Source organism: Erysipelatoclostridium sp. MSK.7.34, assembly GCF_019041935.1.
Taxonomy (GTDB): domain Bacteria; phylum Bacillota_I; class Bacilli_A; order Erysipelotrichales; family Coprobacillaceae; genus Thomasclavelia; species Thomasclavelia ramosa.
The window spans coordinates 1-23,441 of the sequence record NZ_JAHPYJ010000001.1; the positions used below are offsets into that span (position 1 = coordinate 1).

General features: G+C 31.9%; 23 protein-coding genes and 2 tRNA genes. All 25 read right to left on the reverse strand.

What is annotated here, in order from left to right:
• Positions 1 to 66: 66 nt before the first annotated feature.
• Positions 67 to 155, reverse strand: a tRNA-Leu gene (locus KTF99_RS00005).
• A gap of 10 nt (positions 156 to 165) precedes the next feature.
• Positions 166 to 240: transfer RNA gene (locus tag KTF99_RS00010), tRNA-Cys, on the reverse strand.
• Between the two features lie 213 nt (positions 241 to 453).
• Complete coding sequence (locus tag KTF99_RS00015) at positions 454 to 2,304, reverse strand: extracellular solute-binding protein (RefSeq protein ID WP_003536787.1); 1,851 nt, start codon at positions 2,302 to 2,304, stop codon at positions 454 to 456.
• Positions 2,282 to 3,139, reverse strand: a complete 858-nt coding sequence (locus KTF99_RS00020) for an ABC transporter permease (protein WP_003536786.1) — start codon at positions 3,137 to 3,139, stop codon at positions 2,282 to 2,284. The genes KTF99_RS00015 and KTF99_RS00020 overlap by 23 nt, the downstream gene beginning before the upstream one ends.
• Positions 3,139 to 4,182, reverse strand: coding sequence for a spermidine/putrescine ABC transporter ATP-binding protein (gene potA, locus KTF99_RS00025; RefSeq protein WP_003536785.1), 1,044 nt, complete (start codon positions 4,180 to 4,182; stop codon positions 3,139 to 3,141). Before potA ends, KTF99_RS00020 begins: the two co-directional genes overlap by 1 nt.
• Positions 4,183 to 4,192: 10 nt before the next feature.
• Positions 4,193 to 4,726 carry a helix-turn-helix domain-containing protein gene (locus KTF99_RS00030; RefSeq protein WP_003536784.1) on the reverse strand — a complete coding sequence of 178 codons (534 nt, stop codon included), beginning with the start codon at positions 4,724 to 4,726 and terminating at the stop codon, positions 4,193 to 4,195.
• Between the two features lie 129 nt (positions 4,727 to 4,855).
• Positions 4,856 to 5,686, reverse strand: a complete 831-nt coding sequence (locus KTF99_RS00035) for a prephenate dehydrogenase (RefSeq protein ID WP_003536783.1) — start codon at positions 5,684 to 5,686, stop codon at positions 4,856 to 4,858.
• Between the two features lie 98 nt (positions 5,687 to 5,784).
• Positions 5,785 to 6,168, reverse strand: a complete 384-nt coding sequence (locus KTF99_RS00040) for a hypothetical protein (protein ID WP_003536782.1) — start codon at positions 6,166 to 6,168, stop codon at positions 5,785 to 5,787.
• A gap of 17 nt (positions 6,169 to 6,185) precedes the next feature.
• Positions 6,186 to 7,646, reverse strand: coding sequence for a nicotinate phosphoribosyltransferase (locus KTF99_RS00045; protein WP_003536781.1), 1,461 nt, complete (start codon positions 7,644 to 7,646; stop codon positions 6,186 to 6,188).
• A 65-nt stretch (positions 7,647 to 7,711) separates the two neighbouring features.
• Positions 7,712 to 8,014: a LysM peptidoglycan-binding domain-containing protein gene (locus tag KTF99_RS00050; protein ID WP_008791500.1), complete on the reverse strand. Its 303-nt coding sequence runs from the start codon at positions 8,012 to 8,014 to the stop codon at positions 7,712 to 7,714.
• 78 nt (positions 8,015 to 8,092) lie between these two features.
• Positions 8,093 to 8,773, reverse strand: a complete 681-nt coding sequence (gene rnc, locus KTF99_RS00055; RefSeq protein ID WP_003536778.1) for a ribonuclease III — start codon at positions 8,771 to 8,773, stop codon at positions 8,093 to 8,095.
• A 1-nt stretch (position 8,774) separates the two neighbouring features.
• Complete coding sequence (gene plsX / locus KTF99_RS00060) at positions 8,775 to 9,749, reverse strand: phosphate acyltransferase PlsX (RefSeq protein ID WP_003536769.1); 975 nt, start codon at positions 9,747 to 9,749, stop codon at positions 8,775 to 8,777.
• A 37-nt stretch (positions 9,750 to 9,786) separates the two neighbouring features.
• The gene (recG, locus tag KTF99_RS00065) at positions 9,787 to 11,805 is read right to left on the reverse strand and encodes an ATP-dependent DNA helicase RecG (protein WP_034558784.1); all 2,019 of its coding nucleotides are present in this window, start codon (positions 11,803 to 11,805) and stop codon (positions 9,787 to 9,789) included.
• Positions 11,806 to 11,852: 47 nt separating this feature from the next.
• Positions 11,853 to 12,764, reverse strand: a complete 912-nt coding sequence (locus KTF99_RS00070) for an AEC family transporter (RefSeq protein WP_003536767.1) — start codon at positions 12,762 to 12,764, stop codon at positions 11,853 to 11,855.
• Positions 12,765 to 12,866: 102 nt separating this feature from the next.
• Entirely contained in the window at positions 12,867 to 13,172 is a 306-nt protein-coding gene (locus KTF99_RS00075; RefSeq protein WP_008791498.1) for a PTS sugar transporter subunit IIB, read from the reverse strand.
• 150 nt (positions 13,173 to 13,322) lie between these two features.
• Positions 13,323 to 14,153 (reverse strand): PRD domain-containing protein, encoded by an 831-nt coding sequence (locus KTF99_RS00080; RefSeq protein ID WP_003536765.1) that lies wholly within the window; start codon positions 14,151 to 14,153, stop codon positions 13,323 to 13,325.
• A 289-nt stretch (positions 14,154 to 14,442) separates the two neighbouring features.
• Entirely contained in the window at positions 14,443 to 14,673 is a 231-nt protein-coding gene (locus KTF99_RS00085) for a PTS glucose transporter subunit IIBC (protein ID WP_226825704.1), read from the reverse strand.
• 242 nt (positions 14,674 to 14,915) lie between these two features.
• Entirely contained in the window at positions 14,916 to 15,221 is a 306-nt protein-coding gene (locus tag KTF99_RS00090; RefSeq protein ID WP_003536755.1) for a PTS transporter subunit EIIC, read from the reverse strand.
• Positions 15,222 to 15,465: 244 nt separating this feature from the next.
• On the reverse strand, positions 15,466 to 15,669 hold the full coding sequence (locus tag KTF99_RS00095; RefSeq protein ID WP_003536754.1) for a hypothetical protein: 204 nt from the start codon (positions 15,667 to 15,669) through the stop codon (positions 15,466 to 15,468).
• Between the two features lie 45 nt (positions 15,670 to 15,714).
• Positions 15,715 to 15,858 carry a hypothetical protein gene (locus tag KTF99_RS00100; RefSeq protein WP_003536753.1) on the reverse strand — a complete coding sequence of 48 codons (144 nt, stop codon included), beginning with the start codon at positions 15,856 to 15,858 and terminating at the stop codon, positions 15,715 to 15,717.
• 142 nt (positions 15,859 to 16,000) lie between these two features.
• A complete protein-coding gene (gene ygjK / locus KTF99_RS00105) occupies positions 16,001 to 18,742 on the reverse strand; it encodes an alpha-glucosidase (RefSeq protein WP_034558791.1) in 2,742 nt (913 codons plus the stop codon).
• Positions 18,743 to 18,968: 226 nt separating this feature from the next.
• Positions 18,969 to 19,658 (reverse strand): hypothetical protein, encoded by a 690-nt coding sequence (locus KTF99_RS00110; protein WP_003536750.1) that lies wholly within the window; start codon positions 19,656 to 19,658, stop codon positions 18,969 to 18,971.
• 116 nt (positions 19,659 to 19,774) lie between these two features.
• Positions 19,775 to 20,881, reverse strand: coding sequence for an alanine dehydrogenase (gene ald, locus KTF99_RS00115; RefSeq protein ID WP_003536749.1), 1,107 nt, complete (start codon positions 20,879 to 20,881; stop codon positions 19,775 to 19,777).
• Between the two features lie 181 nt (positions 20,882 to 21,062).
• On the reverse strand, positions 21,063 to 21,947 hold the full coding sequence (locus KTF99_RS00120; RefSeq protein ID WP_003536748.1) for a LysR family transcriptional regulator: 885 nt from the start codon (positions 21,945 to 21,947) through the stop codon (positions 21,063 to 21,065).
• Positions 21,948 to 22,091: 144 nt separating this feature from the next.
• Positions 22,092 to 23,417 carry an MATE family efflux transporter gene (locus KTF99_RS00125; RefSeq protein ID WP_003536747.1) on the reverse strand — a complete coding sequence of 442 codons (1,326 nt, stop codon included), beginning with the start codon at positions 23,415 to 23,417 and terminating at the stop codon, positions 22,092 to 22,094.
• Positions 23,418 to 23,441: the final 24 nt, after the last annotated feature.

Below are 23,441 nucleotides of genomic sequence, written 5' to 3' on the forward strand. Positions count from 1 at the left end.
CACTTACAACGCCTATCTATATTAACACATCTTATTAGCTTTTGCAAGATTTATTCTTTTAAGAAATGGTGCCCAGGGCCGGAATCGAACCGGCACGGATTTTAAGGTCCGCAGGATTTTAAGTCCTGTGCGTCTACCAGTTTCGCCACCTGGGCAACACATTAATGGAGGTTCCAACCGGACTCGAACCGATGATAACAGAGTTGCAGTCTGTTGCCTTACCAACTTGGCCATGGAACCATTAACTTGTTGTTCTTGTTTTTATCAGTCGGTGTCATCACCAGACTGCTCATTTATTATATGTTAAACAGAAAATAATTTCAAGTATTTTTTATAAAAAAATTACCATTTTCTTATATATAAGAAAAAACACACTAAAAAAGATTCATTTTATCAATAATTTTTATATTTATATTTTTAAAAAAACTGCTGATTTTTAATCAACAGTTTTAACTATTTTGCTTTCACTTTCGTCCAGCGAGAATTATACATCTCTTTTACAGCATTATCCTGATAAGCAAATACTTCATCATTCGGGCCAGTGCGCAGTCCATAAGCACTAATATCTTTAAACTCCTCTTTTTCAGCCTGAGCCGCTGCATTAACATTTGCAGTTAAATATCCTACTTCGACAGTATTCTTATAAGATACTTTATCACTTATCATATAATTAATAAATTCATTTGCAAGTTTTGTTTGCTTGCACTCTTTCGAAATAACAAATCCATCAAACCAGACATTAGTCCCTTCTTTCGGCATATAGTAACCCATATTAGGATTTTCCGACATTACTGCTGCTGCATCACCAGAATACATTATCGCCATCGCCTTAACACCACTGATCATTGTATCAATTGACTCATCACCTACATAAACCGGATTCATTTCTTCACGTTGCTCTAACAGCCACTGATAAGCTTCATTTATTTCACGTTCTTTTGTAGTATTCATTGAATATCCTAAAGCTTTGAGAGCAACCATAAAACTATCACGCTCTGAATCATACATATAAATTTGATTTTTGTATTTTGTGTTCCGTAAGATACTCCATCCTGCTTCTAAATCTTTTTCATCTACAACAGTTTTATCATACAAAATACCTACATTACCACAAAAATATGGTACCCAATAATTATTACTCAAATCGAATGACTGTCCTAAAATTCCTTCATTAATATTATCCAAATTAGGAATTAATGATTTATCAACAGGCTGTAATAAATCCTCTTTGATCATTCGTTCAATCATATATTCTGAAGGAACTAGTACATCATAACTATTTCCACTCATATATTTAGTGTACATAATTTCATTTGAATCAAACGTTTCATAAATAATCCGACAATCGAACTTATCTTCAAAATCACTAATAACTGTTTTATCAATATACTCTCCCCAATTATACACTCGTAACGTTTTACGACTGACACCAGTAGAAATTGACCACACTACAGATAAAACTAGACAAACAGCAATAACTATCTTAGCAGTTTTACTGCTTAATAGTTTATTTGTCGCTTTTGGAAAGAATTTCGGCACTAATGTTCCAATTGCCACAAAAAGTAATACAACAACTAATATAATAGTCGCAAGTGCATAAATACTAGGATTAGTTCGCTTTGACATATTGTAAATAACGATCGAAATATTTTCAATTCCATTCCCGCTAACAAAATAAGAAATAATAAAATCATCAAATGACATAGTAAAAGCCAATAAAGCCCCTGAAATTATTCCCGGTTTGATCTGAGGGATAATTACTTTTGTAAGAGCCTGAAATGGAGTTGCCCCCAAATCCATCGCAGCATCGGCTAAATTAACATCTAACTGTCGTACCTTTGGTAAAACATTTGTAATTACAAATGGAGTACAAAAAGCTACATGAGCTAATAACATAGTTAAATAGCCCTTTTCTACTTTAATAAACGAAAACAACAACATCAAGGATATCCCGGTAACTATATCAGGGTTCATTATTGGTAAATTATTTACTTGTAAAACTAACTTACGTAATAATGGTTTTGACTTTGATACTCCAATTGCTGTGATCGTTCCCAAAACTGTTGAAATAACGGTTGAAAGGATTGCGATACTAACTGACACAACAATAGCATCGATCATTTGTTGATTTACAAATAACTCTTGATACCAGCGTAATGAAAAACCACTCCAGCTTGAAAGTGATTTAGAATCATTGAACGAAAAAATTGCCATAATCACAAGCGGTAAATACAAGAACGCTAAAGCAAAACCAATCCATAAACTACTATTAAAATTAAACTTAAAGTTTTTTAGTTTTTTCACGTTTAGCCTCCTCTTGATACCCCGCGTATTTTTCAACCCGGTTAATAAGTCCCATGAGGACAATAACTAAAACAGCTAAAATCAAAGAAACAGCACTACCAAAATGCCAATCCCCTACATTAATAAATTGCTGTTCAATAAAATTACCAATTAGAGAATACTGTCCACCCCCTAACAATTTTGGAATTACAAATGAGGAAATAGCTGGTAAAAATACCATTGTAATTCCTGTTAATACTCCACCTAATGACAATCTAAAAGTAATTTTCCAAAAAGTAGTAATCGGATTCGCTCCTAGATCATTGCTTGCCTCAACTAAAGATTTATCCATTTTAGTTAAAGCGGTATGAATAGGTAAAATCATAAATGGTAAGAAATCATAAACCATTCCTAAAACAACGGCAAAGTCCGTATATAAAAAGCTAACTTCACCAAATCCTAGAAATTGGACAAAATTACTGATGATTCCCTTACTACTCAATATATTGATCCACGCATATGTTCGCATCAACATATTGATCCAAGTTGGAAACGTAATCAATAAAATAAGAAGTGTCTGCGTTTTTTCTTTACACCTTGAAATTGCATAAGCCACTGGATATCCAATTGCCAAGCATAAAACCGTTGTAATTGCACCTAAAACAAACGATTTGACTAATACTGAAACAAAAATTGGATCAAAAAATTTAGAAAAATTTTCTAATGTAAAATTAAATGTAGTAATCGTATTTCCTTTTTGAACAAAGGCATAGATCATAATTAAAAGCATTGGTACAACTGTCAAAACAAACAGCCAAAAACAATATGGGCCAACCAACTTACGAAACTGTTTCATTAATAGCTACCCATTTTATCCATAACATGAATATCTTCAGGCCAAAAATCCAAATTAACTTTTTTCCCTACTTCACTAATATCTGTTGTGTGTACCATATAATCACGATCTTTTGTCTCTACAATAATCTCGTAATGAACGCCTTTAAAAACAATAGAAGTTACAACCCCTTCTATTTTTCCTTTACCAACTTCAACAATATCTAAATCTTCTGGTCTCAAAACAATATCAACATCTTGACCATCATCAAAACCTTTATCAACACATTCAAATTGCTTTCCATCAAATTCAACTAAGTAATCTTTTACAAAAATCCCTTCAATAATATTTGATTCTCCTATAAATTGAGCTACAAAACGATTTTCAGGTTCATTATAAATATCGATTGGTGTTCCAATTTGTTGAATTTGTCCCTCATTCATAACTACGATCGTATCTGACATCGTTAGAGCTTCCTCTTGATCATGAGTAACATAAACAAAAGTAATTCCTACTTCCTGCTGAATATTTTTTAATTCTATTTGCATCGTTTTACGCATTTTTAAATCCAAGGCTCCCAAAGGTTCATCCAATAACAACACTTTAGGCTCATTTACTAAAGCTCGTGCAATCGCTACTCGCTGCTGCTGTCCACCTGATAACTGATTTATATTTCTTTGTCCAAAGCCAGCTAACCCAACTAAATCAAGCATCCGATTAACTTTATGCTTAATTGTTTCTTTGTCCATTTTTTTTATTTTTAAACCAAAAGCAATATTATCAAAAACATCCATATGAGGAAATAACGCATATTTCTGAAAAACTGTATTTAGTTCTCTTTTATACGGCGGTAACCCACTAATATCTTGACCATCAAATAAAACAGTTCCACCATTAGCTTCTTCAAAACCACCCATAATTCTTAAAGTTGTAGTCTTACCGCAACCACTTGGTCCAAGTAAAGTTACAAATTCTTTTTCATTAATTTCTAAATGAATACCTTTTAAAACAACTTGACCATTATATTCTTTTGTTAGATTGTCTAATTCAATTAATTTTGTCATAATGTCTCCTTTAAAATAATGGTGGTGTTGAAACCCAAATAACCTTAGCCTTAGTTTCCCCAGGATTAAATAAATAATGCGATACTAATCCCTTCAAATAGAAAGTTTCTCCTTTTTTCAACACAAATTCATTATCACCATAAATCAACTTAACCCGTCCTTGAACAACATACCCAAATTCCTGTCCTTCATGAGGAGCAATTATCATTGACTGTTTATCTTTTTCTAATTCAATTAAAATTGGTTCCATATCATTTTTTTGAGCATTAGGAATAATATATGAAATTTTATAATCATCTTGAATATTTTCAAAAAAATCATCTTGTTTAAAAACTAGTTGTTCCGCTTCTTTTTCACTAAAGAACTCTTGCAGATTAGTTCCCAAAGCTTCTAAAATATCTTCTAAAGTAGCAACCGAAGGTGATGTCAAATCCCGTTCTAATTGCGATAGAAAGCCTTTTGTTAATTCACTGCGATTGGCTAGTTCTTCTAAAGTTAAACCATTAGCTTGCCGTAATCTTTTTACCTTACTCCCGATATCCATAAGACACCTCCATCATTTATTCTTTTCAACAGTCTAATTATAACGAATCTTGTCAATAAAGCAACTATCATTTAACAATTTGTTTAATATATTATACTTAATAGCAAAAAAATAATAGGCCTAGACCTATTATTTCTCTAATTTTTCCCGTCGTAACGAAGATTTAATAAATAAATCTTTTAGTAATCGTTCGTCATTATCTTTTAAAGCCACTTTAATTAAGTCTAGTTGTTCTTCAAATGCTTCAATTGAAGCCAACAAATAATCACTATTTCGTAAAAATAACTCTGACCATAAATTTTCATTAATATTTGCAATTCGAGTTAAATCACGGTATGAATCTCCTATGTACTTACCAGTTTCATATTTTTCATTATCACTATTAATCAAAGACACTGCAATTGCATGTGGCAACTGTGATGTAAATGAAATAATTTCATCATGAGCTTGTGGCGACATGATTTTAACACTCTTAAAACCTAAAGTTCCAACAAAACGTTCCATAAAACTAATGCATTCTTTTTGATTAACCGGATGTTCAATCAGTATATAATTAGCATTTTTAAAAACTTCTTTACTAGCGTACCCATATCCTTTTTTCTCTCGTCCAGCCATTGGATGTCCACTAACAAATTCAACTTCAGGATCAATAATTGTCATTGCTTCTTCTAAGAAATAAGATTTAATCCCTACCGCATCAGTAATGATACTTCCTTTTTTAAATTTATTCTCTTTAATAAATTTTAAAACCAATGAAGGATATAAACATATAATAGTTAAGTCAGATTGTGCAATAATTTCTTTTCCATCTGTAAATCCCTCAATTATAGTTCCTTCATTTTTCGCCATTTGTAAAGTCTTTTCATCGATATCAATCCCATAAACTTCATGACCTTGACCTTTTAAGGCTTTAACAAAACTGCCTCCAACTACTCCGAGACCTACTACTGTAATAATCATAAAGACCTCCTCGATTATTTAATTATCTGGTCTTACCTTATATGTAATATTATTCTCAGTAAAAGTAAGCTCCATAAAATTATAATATTTCTTACACTTTAAACTAAAAATACTGCAATCAATGACGTTGCCCCTAAAAGCAATGCCATAAAACAATAACGAATAAACAAAGCGCTTAGTGGCGGTTTCTCTTCCTTATTGATAAAATAGAATGTTAAAACTACTAACAAACTCGTCAATACCCCATGCCCTAAAATAAAGGCAGTTTTAGCATCATAGTATTTCATTAATAAAGGAATGAAAGCTAAACTTACAGCCAAAAAATCTAAAACTATATAAATCACTGTTCGTAAATTTATCTTTATCCACCGAAAACTAAAATTTTCTTTAAATTCAGTCATCTTAGATTTTTTAGTTTTTTCTTTATGATAAAAATCAAATTCCTTTTTTTGTCTTTCAACCTTACGATCAAATCTTGCCACTTTTATTCCTCCATTAACTACTTTCTTTTTTCTTCTAACATCTTAATTTTATAATCTAACAGTTTTTTTGTTAAATCAACATAGTAATCATGAGGGTATTCTAAGCGGAACACTTCATCCCACAAACGTGCTTTTTGTTGATTAGAATATTCACGAATTTCTTCTACAGTATATTCGGGGTATACCCGTTTACCATTAATAAAGACTGGTACTTGTAACTCTTCTACACTGTATGTATTAGCAGCTATTGTCTTAAATTTCCAAATATTCGATTGATGATATATTGTTAAATCGTGACTACTGGAAATCTCTTCATCATGAAAAGCAATTACATCACCAATTGCTTTTCCTGTTTCATTTTCGAATAAGCGATATACTTTTTTATATCCTGGATTCGTTATTTTTTCCGTATTTTCAGAAATTTTGATTTTAGGAATAATTTTTCCATTTTTTTCCAGAGCCACTAACTTATATACACCACCAAAAACTGGCGCACTCCGTGAAACAATAAGGTTTTCACCCACCCCAAATGAATCCAGCTGGGCTCCTTGATCCAATAAAGAACGAATCAAATATTCATCTAATGAATTTGATGCTGTTATCTTAGCATCAACTAATCCCGCAACATCAAGCATCACTCGCGCTCGCTTTGATAAATAAGCAATGTCACCACTGTCTAAGCGGATGCCTTTTAATTTTTTACCTAACGGCGCTAAAACTTCATTTGCTACTTTTATAGCATTAGGCACACCACTTTTTAATGTATCATATGTATCAACTAATAATACACAATCATCCGGATATGTAAGAGCATACGCTTTAAAAGCTTCAAATTCACTTTCAAATGATTGAACAAATGAATGAGCCATTGTTCCTACTACAGGAATATTAAACATCATCCCCGCAGAAACTGTAGCTGTCCCGGCAACTCCACCAATATAAGCAGCTCGAGCTCCATATGTAGCACTATCATAGCCTTGAGCTCGCCTTGCCCCAAATTCTAAAACCGGTCGTCCTTTTGCTTCTCGAACAATGCGGTTAGCTTTTGTAGCAATCAATGATTGATGGTTTACAGTTACCAATAATAAAGTTTCAATTAATTGTGCTTCTATAAATTTTGCACGAATTGTAATTAAAGGTTCATTAGGGAAAACCGGTGTACCTTCTTTAACCGCATATATTGACCCCGTAAAATGAAAATCTCGTAAATAATCAAAAAATTCTTCATCAAACTTATTTAGTGAGCGGAGATATTTAATATCTCCCTCACTAAAATGTAGGTGTTCGATACATTCAATCAACTGCTGAAGACCAGCAAATATTGAGAATCCACCATTATCTGGATTTTTACGATAATACATATCAAAATACACATATTCATCTTTATTGCCTTGTTTAAAATAATTATAAGACATTGTTAATTCATATAGATCCATTACCAATGTTAAATTACGTTTACTTCCTGCATGTAAATCCATCTATTGTTCTCCTTGTATATATTTATCATTATAATAAACTTTTTTCTTATAAAAATCTAGTTATTTTAGAAATATAGTTCATAAGACTGTCTTGGTTGTGGTTGCGGCTGTGGTAATGGCTGTGGCTTCATTGGTGGCATTTTTTCAAATAGTACTGGAACTAATAATTGTTGCCCAGGATAGATCATCATTTTATCATCTAGGCTATTCATATTTTTAATATAGTCAACTCGTGTATTAAATCGTCGTGCAATTGCATAAACGTTATCACCACGATTTACAGTATATAGAAAGATATCACCTACCTTTGGTGCAACTGTTGGCATTGGTCGCCGATCAAACAAATTATCCATGTAATCTTCGTACATGTACATCCCTCCTACCATAACCTATTCAAATAAAAAAATAATAAATAGGCAAAAAAACAGACTTCATAAAAAAGTCCGTTATCTTGCTAATTTATTTAATGCATCTTTAGCTGCCTGTTGCTCTGCTCTTTTCTTCGAAGAACCTACTCCAACCCCTAATACCATCTCATCCATTTTAACAGCCATTTCGAATACTGGATTATTTGACGGTCCTGATGATGAGATTAGATCATAAGTTACCGTCTTTCTCTGATCAGCCTGAATCAATTCCTGCAATTTTGTTTTAAAATCTGTAATTTCATCGTAATTAACATCCTCAACATGCTTATAGATCGTAATATCCAGCATTTTTTCAACATATTCTGGTCCACAGTCATGACATATCGCACCCATAAAAGCTTCAAAAATATCGGCTAAAACACTATCACGATCACGCCCACCATTATTCAACTCACCTGCTCCTAAATAAATAAGCGGGCCTAGATCAAGTTCTCTAGCAAAACGTGCTAATGATTCTTCACGAACAAGTTTTGCTCTAAGTTTGGTTAGACGGCCTTCTGGCAATTCCGGGTATAAATCAAAGATATGCCGAGAAACATGATACTGTAAAACCGCATCACCTAAAAACTCCAACCGTTCATAATCATGATTTTTCATTTTATTTTCATTTGCATATGAAGGATGCGTAAAAGCTTCCTTAAATATTTCTATATTCTGATAAGGTATTTCCATTTTTTGTAAAAATTGTTCTAATTCCACGTTAATTCAATCCTTCTTTCATTTTTTCCACAACGTCACTAGAAACCATTTCAAAAGCTAAGTTAATTGCATTTTCAAAAGCAATTGCATCACTTGAACCATGGGCTTTAATAACCGGTTTAACAAAACCCATCATTAAAGCACCACCTGCTGCCTTAGTATCAAATTTAGTCAATAACTGTTTTAAAGCCGGCTTAGCAAGAACCGCTCCTGCCTTGGTTCTAGTTGATGACATAAAACCATCTTTTAAACTTTTAACCAGCACTTTTGCAACACCTTCAATTGTCTTTAATGCTACATTACCTGTAAAGCCATCCGTTACGACAACATCAACTTCACCATCCAAAATCTCTTTACCTTCAATATTACCAACAAAATTAATTTCTTGCATATCTTCTAACAATTTATATGTTTCTTGATGAATCTCATCACCTTTATGATGTTCACTTCCAATATTTAATAAAGCAATTTTAGGGTTGGTAATTTTTAAAACATTTTTAGCATAAGCGTTACCCATGATTGCAAATGATTTCAACTGTTCAGCTGTATTTTCTGAATTTGCCCCAACGTCAAGCATTGCTACTTTATTATCACTGTAAGTAGGCATCATTGCCATCAAACAAGATTTTTCAACACCTTCAATACGTTTTAAAAATAACATTGCACTTGCATAATAGGCACCAGTATTTCCACAAGATAAGACTGCATCAACTTCGCCCTTACGAGCCAGCATCATTGTTTTAACCATACTTGATTCCTTTTTACGACGAATGGCTAAAATATTTTCTGTCATTTCCAGAACTTCTCGCGCATCGATCAAAGTCACTTGATCATATGGTTTTAATGCTTCTAATTCCTCAATCTTTCCCACAACATATAATTCATCTGTTTTATTTTTCTCTAAAAATGATAGACATGCTTCCACAACTATTCTGCTTCCTAAATCACCACTCATGGCATCAATTCCTAATTTCATCTACTTCACCTCATATTAGTCATAATTATAACATAAATTAATCAATATATTTATTATTGTTGATTAATTGTTCTTCGATTTCTTTTATTAATTTTAAATATATTAAATCATTAGATTTGCTTTCAAGCAGTTCTAATGCATCCTTTCTAGAAATTTCTAAAATATTGGCATCTTCGAAAATATTTCCAACACTAAACACCGGTAATCCACTTTGTTGATTTCCAAGTATATCCCCCGGTCCGCGCAATTTTAAATCATAGTAAGAAACTTCAAAACCATCATGACAATTTCTTAAAAATTCTAAACGTTCCAATGCCTCTTGACTTGAAGAATTACTTAATAAAAAACAATATCCCTGCTGATCACTACGACCAACACGACCACGCAGCTGATGAATCTGACTCAATCCAAATCGCTCAGCATTGTAAATAACAATCCAATTTGCATTACTTACATCTACCCCAACCTCAATTACAGTTGTTGAAACTAAGATTTGAATCTCATTAGCTTTAAATGCTGCCATGATCTGATCCTTTGTTTCATCGTCCATTTTACCATGAAGCAGACCAATTTGATACTGTTCTTTGAAATAGGCCTTCATCCCATTATATATTCCCGTAGCATCCCTGCTATCGATAGCTTCACTTTCTTCAACCAGAGGGCAGACAACATAACATTGTCCTCCACTTGCTAAATACTCTTTCAAACGGTTTAAAATAGGTTTCATACTATGTGTCTTAAAAACTTCTGTAATTACTGGTTTTCTTCCACTTGGCATCGTTTTAATAGTTGATACATCCATATCCCCATATATACTTATGGCCAGTGTTCGAGGAATCGGAGTTGCTGACATAACCATAAAATCTACTTGTTTACCTTTTTCTTTTAGTGCTTTACGTTGATTTACTCCAAAACGATGTTGTTCATCTGTAATAACTAAACCAAGTTTTTGATAAATTACTTTTTCTTGAAATAACGCATGTGTTCCAACCACAATATCAATAGTCCCGTTTTCTAAATCATTATAGATTCTTTGTTTTTCTTTATTTGATAAATGTCCTGTTAACAAAGCAATATTGATATCTATTTTTTTAAATAATTTGATTAATGAACGATAATGCTGAGTAGCTAATATTTCTGTTGGCGCCATCATTGCTCCTTGATATCCAGCTAAATAATTTGCATATAAACCAATTGCTCCAACCACTGTTTTACCACTTCCAACGTCTCCTTGAACAAAGCGATACATCATTGTTTCTTTTTGTAAATCATTAATTACTTCCAACGCTGCTTGTTCTTGATCAAAAGTCAATTCAAAAGGCAATTGGGCAATAAACTCATCTAGAGTTTGGCGATTAAATTGCTTTTTTATTCCCAAATTATCTTTCCTAGATAATTTAATGTATTGCATAGTTAATTGAAAACGTAAAAATTCCTCATATTTTAGATAACGTAACGCCTCTTTTACATCACCATTATTACTAGGAAAATGAATTAAATTCAATGCTAATTCTTTATGGATTAAATGATGTTTAATTAATAAATTAGTAGGAACCTCGTCTTGAATATGACCATGATAAAAATTTAATGCCTTTTTTACATAACCTTGAAAAGATTTTTGAGTAATTCCTTCTTTTAATGAGTATATTGGTGTAATCCCACTGATTTCATCAAGTGGTTTTAATCGTAAATCACTAGCAGTGATACTTTTTGTTTTACTATTATATTTACCAATAATGGTCAAAGGCATTTCTTTAGTCATATTTTTTTTCAAAAAATGACGATTAAATAAAGTTACTTTATAAACCTCCTGCTTATATAATATTTGAAAAGATAATCTAGATAAGCGCCCCTTATAAAATATTTTAGGCTCATCAATTAAAACACCTTCAATAATAACTTTTTCGTTATCTATTAAAGGTGTTTCTTCAATCGATTCATAACGATAAGGGAAATGTAAAACAAGATCGCGAACTGAATAGATATTCATATTATTTAATAATTCAATACGATTTGTATTTATTTTTAATTGTTGTAACGGTATTTGTTTAGTCATATTATCACCACGAACATTGTATATTATTTAAACAAAAATATCTACTATTATACAAAAAGCATTAATAAAACAACTAAGACTCCAATCCCAATTAAAATTGATAAAGAATTGGCTACAGCAGCTACTTCTCCTTCATATTTACACTGTCTTGTAAAGACTGCAGATACTGTACTGATCGGTGCAGCTAAAGCAATAATTAAAATCTTTTTAGCAAGCAGCGGCAATGGTAATAAGAAGAAGCACAAAGCCATTAATAACATATTTCCTAAAAGACGGTATGATAAAATAGAGATTAAATCCTTGAAGTCATCATGTGAAATTTTAATTTCTAATAACAGTCCAATCATCAGCATTGCTAAAAAACCATTTCCAGCGCCAATAAAATCAGTGATTGATAAAATTGGAGCTGGTATTTTTATTTTAAATAATGCTAAAAAGAAAATAACAATATATACATCAAAAGGAATTGATGAAAATAATTTTTTTATTACATTGCTTACGGATAACTTCTGTTCACTACTAACAACACTTGAAGCAATCGCAAAGGTTCCCCCTAATCCCATTAACGCATTTCCAACATCAAACATACATAAATAAGCTACACCCATTCCTGGGAAAAAAGCTTGAACAAACGGTAAAACAAAATTACCAATATTGTAGCCCGAACAATTGATCATATACGCTGCTCTTGTTGGTGCCGATTTCCCGTTACTAACAAAATACCCAATTGCAACCATTAAAACGTTTAAAATAATCCCCATTAAAATTAAAACAATCATAGCACCATTGATCGTAATTCCATTAGCATTAGAAAAAAGTGCACATGGCAATGTAACATTCATAATAATTGTTGCCAAAGTATAACCGTCTTCCTTTTTTAATATTCTAAATTGTTTTAATAAAAAACCGATAACTATTACAATTACAAAACCTAAAGCCTTTATTAACACATCAAACATATTTATTCCCCTTTTTATATGATAAGATAATCATAACTACTTTTTAAACTTTTTTTATTCTTTTTTCAAAATATAAAAAAATAAGTTATTCAATCGAATAACTTATTTATTGATCATTTCAATTGCTTGTTCTAAAACAGCTTGCCCATCCATTTTAGAAAAGTTAACACCATCAATTGAAGCAACCGGAATAGAACTATTAACGATACCTTTAACCTTTTCAAGATCTCCGGCATTTTGAGGAGCAACTAAAATACAATCAGCATCAGCCCAAGATAAGTCGATTGCGCTTTCAGCAACTGCCCAAATCATCACATCTATGTTCTTTTCTTTTGCATCTTTTTTCATTGCATTTACAAGCATACTAGTAGTTAAACCAGATGCACAGCATAGCAAAATTTTATACATAAATATACCTCCATAAACATTTATCATTTACATATGAAACGATTTTATCACAATGAAATTAAAATTACTACAATTTTCAGAATTTAAAAATAAATTTTGACATAAAACGATTCACTGTTTATTTTATGAAAAAATATAGTAAAATATCCCCTATTTTAGTTCAATTGATAAAATTCTTTCTAAATGTAAAGCTAAATAACCAATTTCTGATTGTGGAATCTCTTTTTTCATTACCTTTGATAAACGAATACAAATTTCTTTAGAACGTTCATATGCAAAAGGAAATCTTTCTTGGGTAAAATCACTAATATCCATTTGTAATTTTTCTTCAGTATTAAGACGTAATAATAAATATTTAATGTGATTCATCAGTCGAATATAAGAGATTGAATTACGATCAATTCCAATATTCAATTCTTTTCGTAATTTATCAATACTCTCATGAATTATTTCCATTGCCTGCATCGATTCGCCAACATGATCAGTACTAATGGCTGAATGAACATGTAATGTTATATAACCAACTTCATCTTCAGTTATTTCGAAACCAGTAATTGAATTGATTAATTGTTTACCTTTTAATGCCACCTTATATTCTTCTGGAAATAGTAATTCAATATCTTTGGTAAACGGATTAGACATATTAACATTTTCTTGGATTCTTTTAATTGCAAAATCAATATGATCGGCTAACGGCAATAAAATCTTTGTATCTACGTGATCAAATTGTTCTTGAGCAAATCTAATTATATCGGATGCGATTTCAATAAAAACGGGATCAACATTCCTGATAATCTCGTGTGGCAACCTTTTTTCCTGTTCTTTTGTTTCCATCTTATACTTTTTAACTCCATCACTTGGAATATAAATATCGTTTATCTTTTTACCAAAACCAATACCCTTACCTAAAAAAATAACTTCCTGATTATCTTTACTTGCTAAAATACTATTATTATTTAACACTTTTTCTATTCGATACATGATTATCCCTTCCCATCTTATCCGTTTTCCTTAAGCAGCAAAATCATTTTATGTTTCACATGTTTATCACCATTATAAACTTACTATAATCTAACTTGATTTATATTACTCTTACCTAATTAAACCTTATTTAGCTTTTCTAAATATTCTTCTAATTTCATTTTTAGGTTTGATGCCTTAGGCCAAAGACCAGCTGGATATTTAATTCCCGATAAATAATTCCTATAACACCTGATTTCTTTAGTATATTTTCATCTATCTTTGCAAGATCATTAACAAACCTATTATTTCAACTATCCAAATATTTAAAGTTATTCTTTCCACCCAGTCCTTTTACAATATAATAAAATTGCTGATTAAAACCATCTATAACTTTACTGGCTGTTAAAACATCAAAATTTTTCTCATCTTGCTGCAATAGCAACTTACCGTTATTACTACGTCCCAATGTTTTTAAGTTATATTTTAGAATTAAATATTTAAAACTACTATAATATAAAAGAAAATAAATAATCCCCACTGGAATTATTAGCAGCCAATTTGTTTTGGCGTTCCCCTGCAATATCCCGAATATAATTAAATCAAGTTAATCCTACTGTAATATTCAAAATATGTGCAGCAAGATAAGCACTTTCCGCCAAAATACTTGCATCCCAAATAACATTGGTGCCATAAAAATAAAAGAAAATTCAATCGATTCTGTGATTCCTGTTAATATACACATTAATGCCGCAGTCAGCAATATTCTACATACCAACTTTTTTATTGTGAATCGGCACATTGATATATCGCTAGAGCCACATCAGGTAGTCCAAATATCATAAATATAAACCCTCCTGAAAAATAGCGCGTAGCTGCTACACTAAAATAGAGTATGTTAGGATCAGCTAGTTGGGCAAAGAAAATATTCTGTCCACCTTGAACTAATAAACCATCAATAAGCATACTCCCGCCTACTGCAGTTTGCCAAAATGGTAGACAAAATACATGATGCAGTCCAAAGGGAACTAATAAACGCTTTATTACACCAAAAATAAAAGTCCCTAAATATCCAGTTTCATTTACCAAACTTCCCAGTGTATAAATAATACTTTAAATCTGCGGTCAAATCACATACATTATAATTCCCATAATAATAAAAATCGAAAGAATCGGTGTGAATTTTAATTTTTCAATACAGGATACACATTTAGAAAGCTTAGTTCGGTAAAAAAATGATTATGCAAGTACGCTACCGTCGTTCCAACAACTATTCCGCCAAAAATTTCCATTTCTAAAGTCGGAATTACGCATATTACCGTAATCGTACCCTTTAAAACATTATTACTATCGAATTATCAGCTAAGATTTGACCGTTAATTACCAATAACACATTAATTAATGCATACATTACAAAGAAAGCAATCACCGACGATAAAACCGTAACTGCTCTTTCTCTTTTTGCCATTCCCAAAGCCATTCCAGCTGCAAAAATAAAAGATAGATTATCAATGATTCCTAAACCCGCTTTTTTCATTATAACAAGTAGAGCATTTATTATTGTCACCTCGCCTAAAATCTTCTACAAATTATATGAAGTGATCATTGTTTCATTTGCAAAAGCAATTGCTAATCCGAACACCGATCTCGTAACTGGTAGAACTGCTATTGATAACATAAAACTTCGTTCGATTCTTTGTAACAGCGCAAAAATTCGCTCTTTCATTCTTTCCTCCGAATCCAACGAAATCCACTTTCTCTATGGTATCATTGAAAGTGCTTTCGGTCAATAAATTGTATTGAATCAAAAACATTTTTTACATTCTAAAAACACACGAATCTAATCGTGTGTTTTTATCCTCACAGCATTAATTGTGTTTTTTTCTTTTACCTGCTAATGCTAATGCACCTCCTGTAAGACCTAATAAAACAGCATAGCCTATAGTTTCAATGCTATCTCCAGTTTTAGGACTAGTGCCTTCATTATCCGTTATTTTAATTTTAACAAGTGCATTCAATGCCTCATTTAATTTAGCAGCTGCTATGTCAACCATATCTTGCGTTGCATTTTTATCATCATATACAGCTCTACCGTTTTCTAAAGCAATTACTAAACCCTGATAAGAATCTTTAGTATACTCAGATTCTTTGATTAATTCTGCTTTTTTTATAGCTTCTAATAATAACTCTTTATTTATATTTACTTCAATATTTACATTAGGAATATCGAATCCTGTTTGTGATGTTGTATTAGTAGAAGTTAATGTATTTTGATATAGCAGATAGAAAGCGGAAGCACTCCAGCTAAAATTCTTAGTATGTAGCCCTTCTCCCGTTTCAGGGTTATAATTTTCATGGATTGGTCCTGTTCCTAACAAGCCTTTAGCATGATCAAATAATTTCGTTGTTGCCACTTTCGCTTCATCATAATAGCCGTAATTTTGTAAAGCTTCTACCGCATATAGAGCTTGATCTAGCCATACTGGTCCACGCCAATATTTTTCTGGTGCATATTTATTATTATCTTTTGAAGCTGTTGGGAAAGGTACAAATGTATCAAACTTATTAGCATCTGTCATACTTTCTACAACTCGTGCAGCTTTATCTTTAGTCGCTGCTTTAGCCCATAGTGGGATCCATCCTTCAGTTCCTTTACCCCGATTCACTAATAATTTCTTTTCTGAACCATCTTCATTTGTTTGAACATCATAATAGAATCCAGTTTCTTCATCGTACATTCTATCATTAATATATTCTTGAATATATTGTGCCTCTTGTGTATATTTTACTACATCATTTTGATACCCCAATTCTTCTGCCATTGATTTCAAGAAACCTTTTTCAGCATATAAATAAGCATTTAAATCCACTGATTCTTGATTAATAACATATCCAATTGGCGCATGTTGATTATTTCTTACTGTATAAATTTCAATGCCTTTATCATCTGCCCCGTTTCCTTCACGGTCAAAACGTGTTGCATTATCCATTCCACTTTCCCAAGCAGCCGCTTCAATTCCAGCTTCTGGGCATACAATACGTTCCCCATTATCATCTAAAATATAACCGTCTTCATTAACTGTACCAAACCCTTCAACATACTGACCAACTGTATATTCATAATTACGCCAATCATAACATGTTTCATGCACCATTCCACCATATTCAGCAATACCATTTTTATCAATATCACGATTTGTATACCACCAGTTATGATAAGCAGCTAATTTGGGATACATTTCTTTTAAAAACTCTTTATCACCAGTTTGACGATAAACATTTTCAACTGCCCATGCTGCTAAAGCTGGTTTAGAATTTCGTTCATTCCAGTTACCGCCATCACCACCGCGATCTTCATTTTGATTATAGAAAATACAGTCAATGATAGCTCCTGCATCTTGAGGGCGTACTGCATCATCACTTTTAATTTGATAATCAAATAAAGCACGAACATTATCTTTAGCTAATTCTTCATTAAAATATGTTGTAGCTACTACTTGTTTCCAAGAATCCCATGCCCACATACCGATGAACCATTTATATGACATTGATGGAACGATTCCATCATGTTTGATTGCTCCAGCAGCAGAAAACCAGTTAGTCATCAATGTTTCTATTGATTTTACTGCAGCCCGTTGATAATTAACATTAGCATCTACTCCATTTTCAAAAATAGTATCTACATATCCTTGCCAACGAGAATTATTTTTCTCGAAATATTTTTGAGGATTTTTTAATAAATTAGTTACTTTAGTTTTTTCTGAAACTCTTTCTTCATTTGTGAAAGTAAAACTTTGTGTTTGATAAGTATTATATTCGCTATCAGCTCCAATCGTTATTGATTCATTTTTGGTAATTGTATATGATAACCGATCATCACTTACCGTTGTTTTAATATCATCTTCACTTAATACTACATCAAATGAGTTTTCAGTTGTTGTCATATATTCCCAAGTGCCTCTTTTTTCAATGAAGTTAACTTTCACCCCATCTGCACTTTCACTCAAAGTAGTTCCCATACTTTTATTTTCACTAGTATACCAAGTAAATAAATGTCCATCCCAAGATAAATTTAATTTTAAATCATTATTAGTTTTATTAATTATTTTTGTTTCGATCAAAGCACTTCGGTTAGTACCAAAAATTAATTTTAATTTTAATGTTAACTCAGCCAAATCATAAGTTTGTTCAAGACGACCTGGATAATATACCTCATTAGTAGTCGCTTTAGTTAAATCAATTTTTTCATTTCCTTGTGCTGTTACTTTTTCTAAATTAATTTTATTAATTGAATCAGATAAATTAATTGGATATTCTTCTGCAATGATTACTGGTCCAGCAAATCCCCCATATAGATCTGTTGCTGTTTTTTGATGTAGATAGTAACCATGCCAAGCTCCCATATCTGAAAAGTTATTATATTCATTTGTACTATATGTCCCGTAGATTTTTTCTTTTGGATCGGCAGTTACATCTAAAACATTTCCAAAATCAGTAAGGGGTTTTGTATTCTCAGCTGCTCTTGTAATCGTTATTGTAGAGCCCAACATCATGCATGACAATCCTAAAATCAGTCCTTTTTTCATGATACCTCTTTTTTTCATTCTCATCGATTTTCTCCTCCATATAAAACTGTAAAAAGATGTATGCTATAGGATAAAGATGAACGCGCGCTTTTTCATCAAAAAAGGCATCAACATATACTAAAAAAATATATAAAGATAAAAAATATCTTAATATAAATCTAGTATAGTTGATGCCTGCATTACCAGTTACACACTATTTCAATTTTTACAAACTAAATACTATCATTGTAAACGGTTACTGTCAACCCTTTTAGTGAAAATTGTTTTTATCCCAAAACATTTCCTTGTTTTTAAAATAATCATCACCTCGACAAAATATACTGCGTCCAACTATTTTGCCAAAACATTTGGCACTCTTTTTAGCAACTTCAAAACTCATTGGTGCAAAATACTGTTCATCGATTCTTTCATCTGGGCAATAATCCAAGAGATTCCCCTCAAAATAAATATTGTCTTTAAAAATAGTAAGTAGATCATCGGGTTTATAATAATATCCCGGGGCACTGAATTTAAAACCGATTTGGCTTAACACATGGATAACAAATTCAACACATGTATATGATTGATATGTAGCAAATCCCTTTGTTACTGGGTAAGTAAGAACCGAAAAAAGGTTATATAAATATTCTTCATTACCATACAACTCCCCAATAATCTCATTAGCTAATTTATATTGTTCTAAACTAACCGGAATTTTTATAATTGCAACATCAACAAATGTTTCTTTTCTTAATGTATAGCGAGGAATTGTTTCAAGGACAATCCCGGCTAAAAATAATGAATTATGCTGTAGACGAGCAAATGAATATAACGCTTGAAGATTTTCATCTAATGCGATGGCACTATGATTATAGCGAATCCTTCCAACTTTTCTAATCATGTAACCAAATCTTGTTGGTGTTTTGGAAACCATTAAATATAAATTTTTTGTTTTATCCATCGTTAGATTCCCTTCAATATTTTTTATCTTAATATTATAACCATACCATATATTTTAAATATCGACAAATTTTGTTCAATTTTAGAAAAAATACAAGTCCCGTTAAGGACTTGTATTTAAAGTAATTCTTCTACTTCTTTATATTTACCATTAAGTGCTTGAGCTACCGGCTTACAAGTAAAATATCCTTTATAAGTATTTAATCCTTTCATAAATCCAGCGTCTTCTTTAAGCGCCTCTATACCTTTGTCGGCAAGTTTTAAAATATATGGTAAAGTTGCATTTGATAGAGCAATAGTTGAAGTTCTTGGTACTGCTCCAGGCATATTAGCCACTGAATAATGTAATACTCCATGTTTTATAAAAACAGGATCATCATGAGTAGTGATATGATCACAAGTTTCAATACACCCACCTTGGTCAATTGCAACATCGACAATCGCACTACCTTCTTTCATTGTTTTAACCATATCTTCGGTTACTAATTTAGGGGCTTTAGCTCCGGGAATTAATACCGCTCCAATTACTAGATCAGCTGTTTTTAGAGCTTGTCGCAAATTATATTCATTATTATAAATCGTATGAATAACCCCATTACTAATATCATCGATATATGCCATACGTTCTGCATTAATATCAAAAACTCTTACGCTAGCACCTAACCCACAAGCGATTTTAGCAGCATTTAAACCGACTTTTCCACCACCGATAACCACAACTTTAGCCGGCATTACTCCAGGTACGCCACCTAATAAAAGGCCACTGCCGCCATTTGCTTTTTGTAGCATGTTAGCCCCTATTTGGACTGCCATACGTCCAGCCACTTCACTCATTGGGGTTAAAAGTGGCAAATTATGATTTAATTCAACGGTTTCATAAGCAATTGCAGTTGTTTTTGAATCAATCAATGCTTGTGCAAACGGTTGATCATTTGCAATATGTAAATAAGTAAATATCATTTGATCTTCGCGTAAATATTTGTATTCACTTTCTAGATATTCTTTTACCTTAACGATCAAATCTGCTTTAGCAAAAACTTCATCACAACTACAGATTATTGCTCCGGCTTCTTTATATTCATCGTCATTAAAACCACTGCCAGTTCCTGCCATTGTTTCAACATATACTTGATGTCCGGCCTTGCATAAGGCAAATACTCCAGCCGGCGTCATTGATACTCTATTCTCGTTATTTTTTATTTCTTTAGGAATTCCAATAATCATATTCTAATACCTTCTTTCATTAATCTTACTATTTTCAAAATAAGTTTAGTACTATTATATCGCATCTTTAGCTATTAAACAAAATTTTTTTAATCTCTATTATCTTTTTCTTTATGAACTTAGTAAAAAGAAATTAATCAATGATAATTTAGACTAGTATCGTCAATCTCTTAATAATTTTCTATAACTTCTTTATTTCCTTAGAAATAAAATCAATAAATTTTGTAACAGTTAAACTAAATGACTGATATTTTTTCCAGACAAATAATGAATGTGAATTTAAACTTGGATAGAGAGGTCTAAAGCATAGTTCGTCACTTGCCGCATCACAAATTGACCCTTCAACCACTACGGCATAACCTACATCATTTTTCACTAATATTGCCGCCGTAGTCGTTAAATCAGAAGTTGCACAAAATGATAGATTTTCATATCCTGTTCCGTACCAGTTGGAAAATATAGTCTGCGCTTCACTACGCGCTGAAGCAATTAAAGGTAAATCTATTAGATCTTTAGATGTTATATATTCTTTTTTTGCCAGTGAAGCATTCTTTTTCATTAATATTCCCCATTTTTCTTCAGCGTTAAAATGAATAAAATTTAATTTTTCAAGCTCAACCGGCTCTAAAACAACTCCAATATCAAGCAAGCCATTATCAATATTTTCTAAAATAAAATCACTATTTCCGTTTCTTATTCGAAAAGATACATGGGGATATATTTCTGAAAATTTTTTTATTAATTTTCCCATTGTCTGAGTAGCTTCTGTAACTCCACAGCCTATTGCTATTTCTCCACTGATATCATGACTTTGACTGCCAACTTCTAATTCCGCTTTTTCAGATAAAATAATAATTTCCTCGGCTCGTCTTTTCAAAACCATTCCCTCTTCAGTCAAGACCATCTTGCGTTTTCCACGAATAAAAAGGACGGCACCTAGTTCATCTTCTAACTGCATTAATTGCCTGCTTAAAGTAGGCTGAGTAATATGCAATAATTCTGCTGCACGAGTGATATTTCCTTCTCTTGCTACTGTCAAAAAATATTTCAATACTCTTATTTCCATTTTTTCACCTTCTTAATAGTCGTTTATAATTATGATAAAATAAAACCTAAATAATAATGAGGTAGTTGGCAAAAAACAATCAATATACCAATTTCAATCACTTATATCAATATTATATAGGTTTTCATTTATTTATACTATTAATTAAATAACTTTAAATTGACGCCATTTACCTTTTATAAATCTTATTACAAAACAAACTGAACGACATAACCAGTCAGACCCCATTGCAATCCATACACCAATAATTCCTAGATTAAAGATAATTCCAAATAACACGGCTGCACCTAGTCTAAATAAGATCATCGATACAATTCCAACAACCATTGAAAATTTAACATCACCAGCAGCCCGTAATCCATTTGGTAAAACAAAAGCAGTTGGATGTAATGCTGTTGCCATGATATTATGCATAATAACTAAAATAAAAGTTAAATTTCTTGCTTCACTTGATAAAGAATATAGATTCAAGATCCACGGCAATAACAATATAACAGCACTGCCAATGATTCCTGTGACAATATAGGATATTTTCATTAATTTTTTTATATAGTATTTTGCCTGCTCATAATCATTGGCTCCAATACATTGTCCTACAACAACTACAATACCCAAATTAATTGCATTTACAACAACAACTGCAATTTGATCAATACTTCCAGCAACGCTATTAGCAGCAATTTGACTTGTCCCAAATAAAGCAACAATACTCGTTACTAACACCCGACCAAGCGTAAATAATCCATTTTCAATTCCATTAGGTACTGCAATTTTTAAAATTCTACTAATCATTTCTTGATTCCATGCAAATACGTTTTTAATCTTTACATAAACTAAATTAGATGAGTTTAGTGATAATGCGAACATAATAATCGCTGCAACAATCCTTGATATCAATGTTGGTACAGCTACCCCTGCTACTCCAGCATGTAAAATAAATACCCCAATATAATTTCCAACAACATTAATAATATTCATTAAGATTGATACATACATCGTAGTTCTTGTTTTTTCCATTGATCTATATAATGCCGCTGCTGAATTATACACACCTAAAAATGGAAAAGAAATAGCTGAAATTAGAAAATACGTCGTTGCTGCTTTCATAACATCCATTTCAATCGCACCAAAAAATGTACTAAGGAGTATACGATGAAATACGAGACACCCCAGCATAATTACAGTAGCAATTACTATTGTAATCGTCAAAAGCTGACTAGATGCTTTGTTAGCATTCTTTCGATCTTTATTTCCAATATATTGTGAAACAATTATCGCTCCACCAGCATCAATAGCAGCTAGTACAGTAATGATTAAATTATTGAACATATCTACTAATCCAACACCTGAAATAGCCACCTCACCTGCATAAGATACCATTACAGTATCAGCTACTCCTACTGCCATGATTAAAATTTGTTCAATGATCAGTGGTAAAATTAGTTTTTTTAATGCCTTATTAGAAAACATTGTTTCTACCTCCCTTTTTCTTTA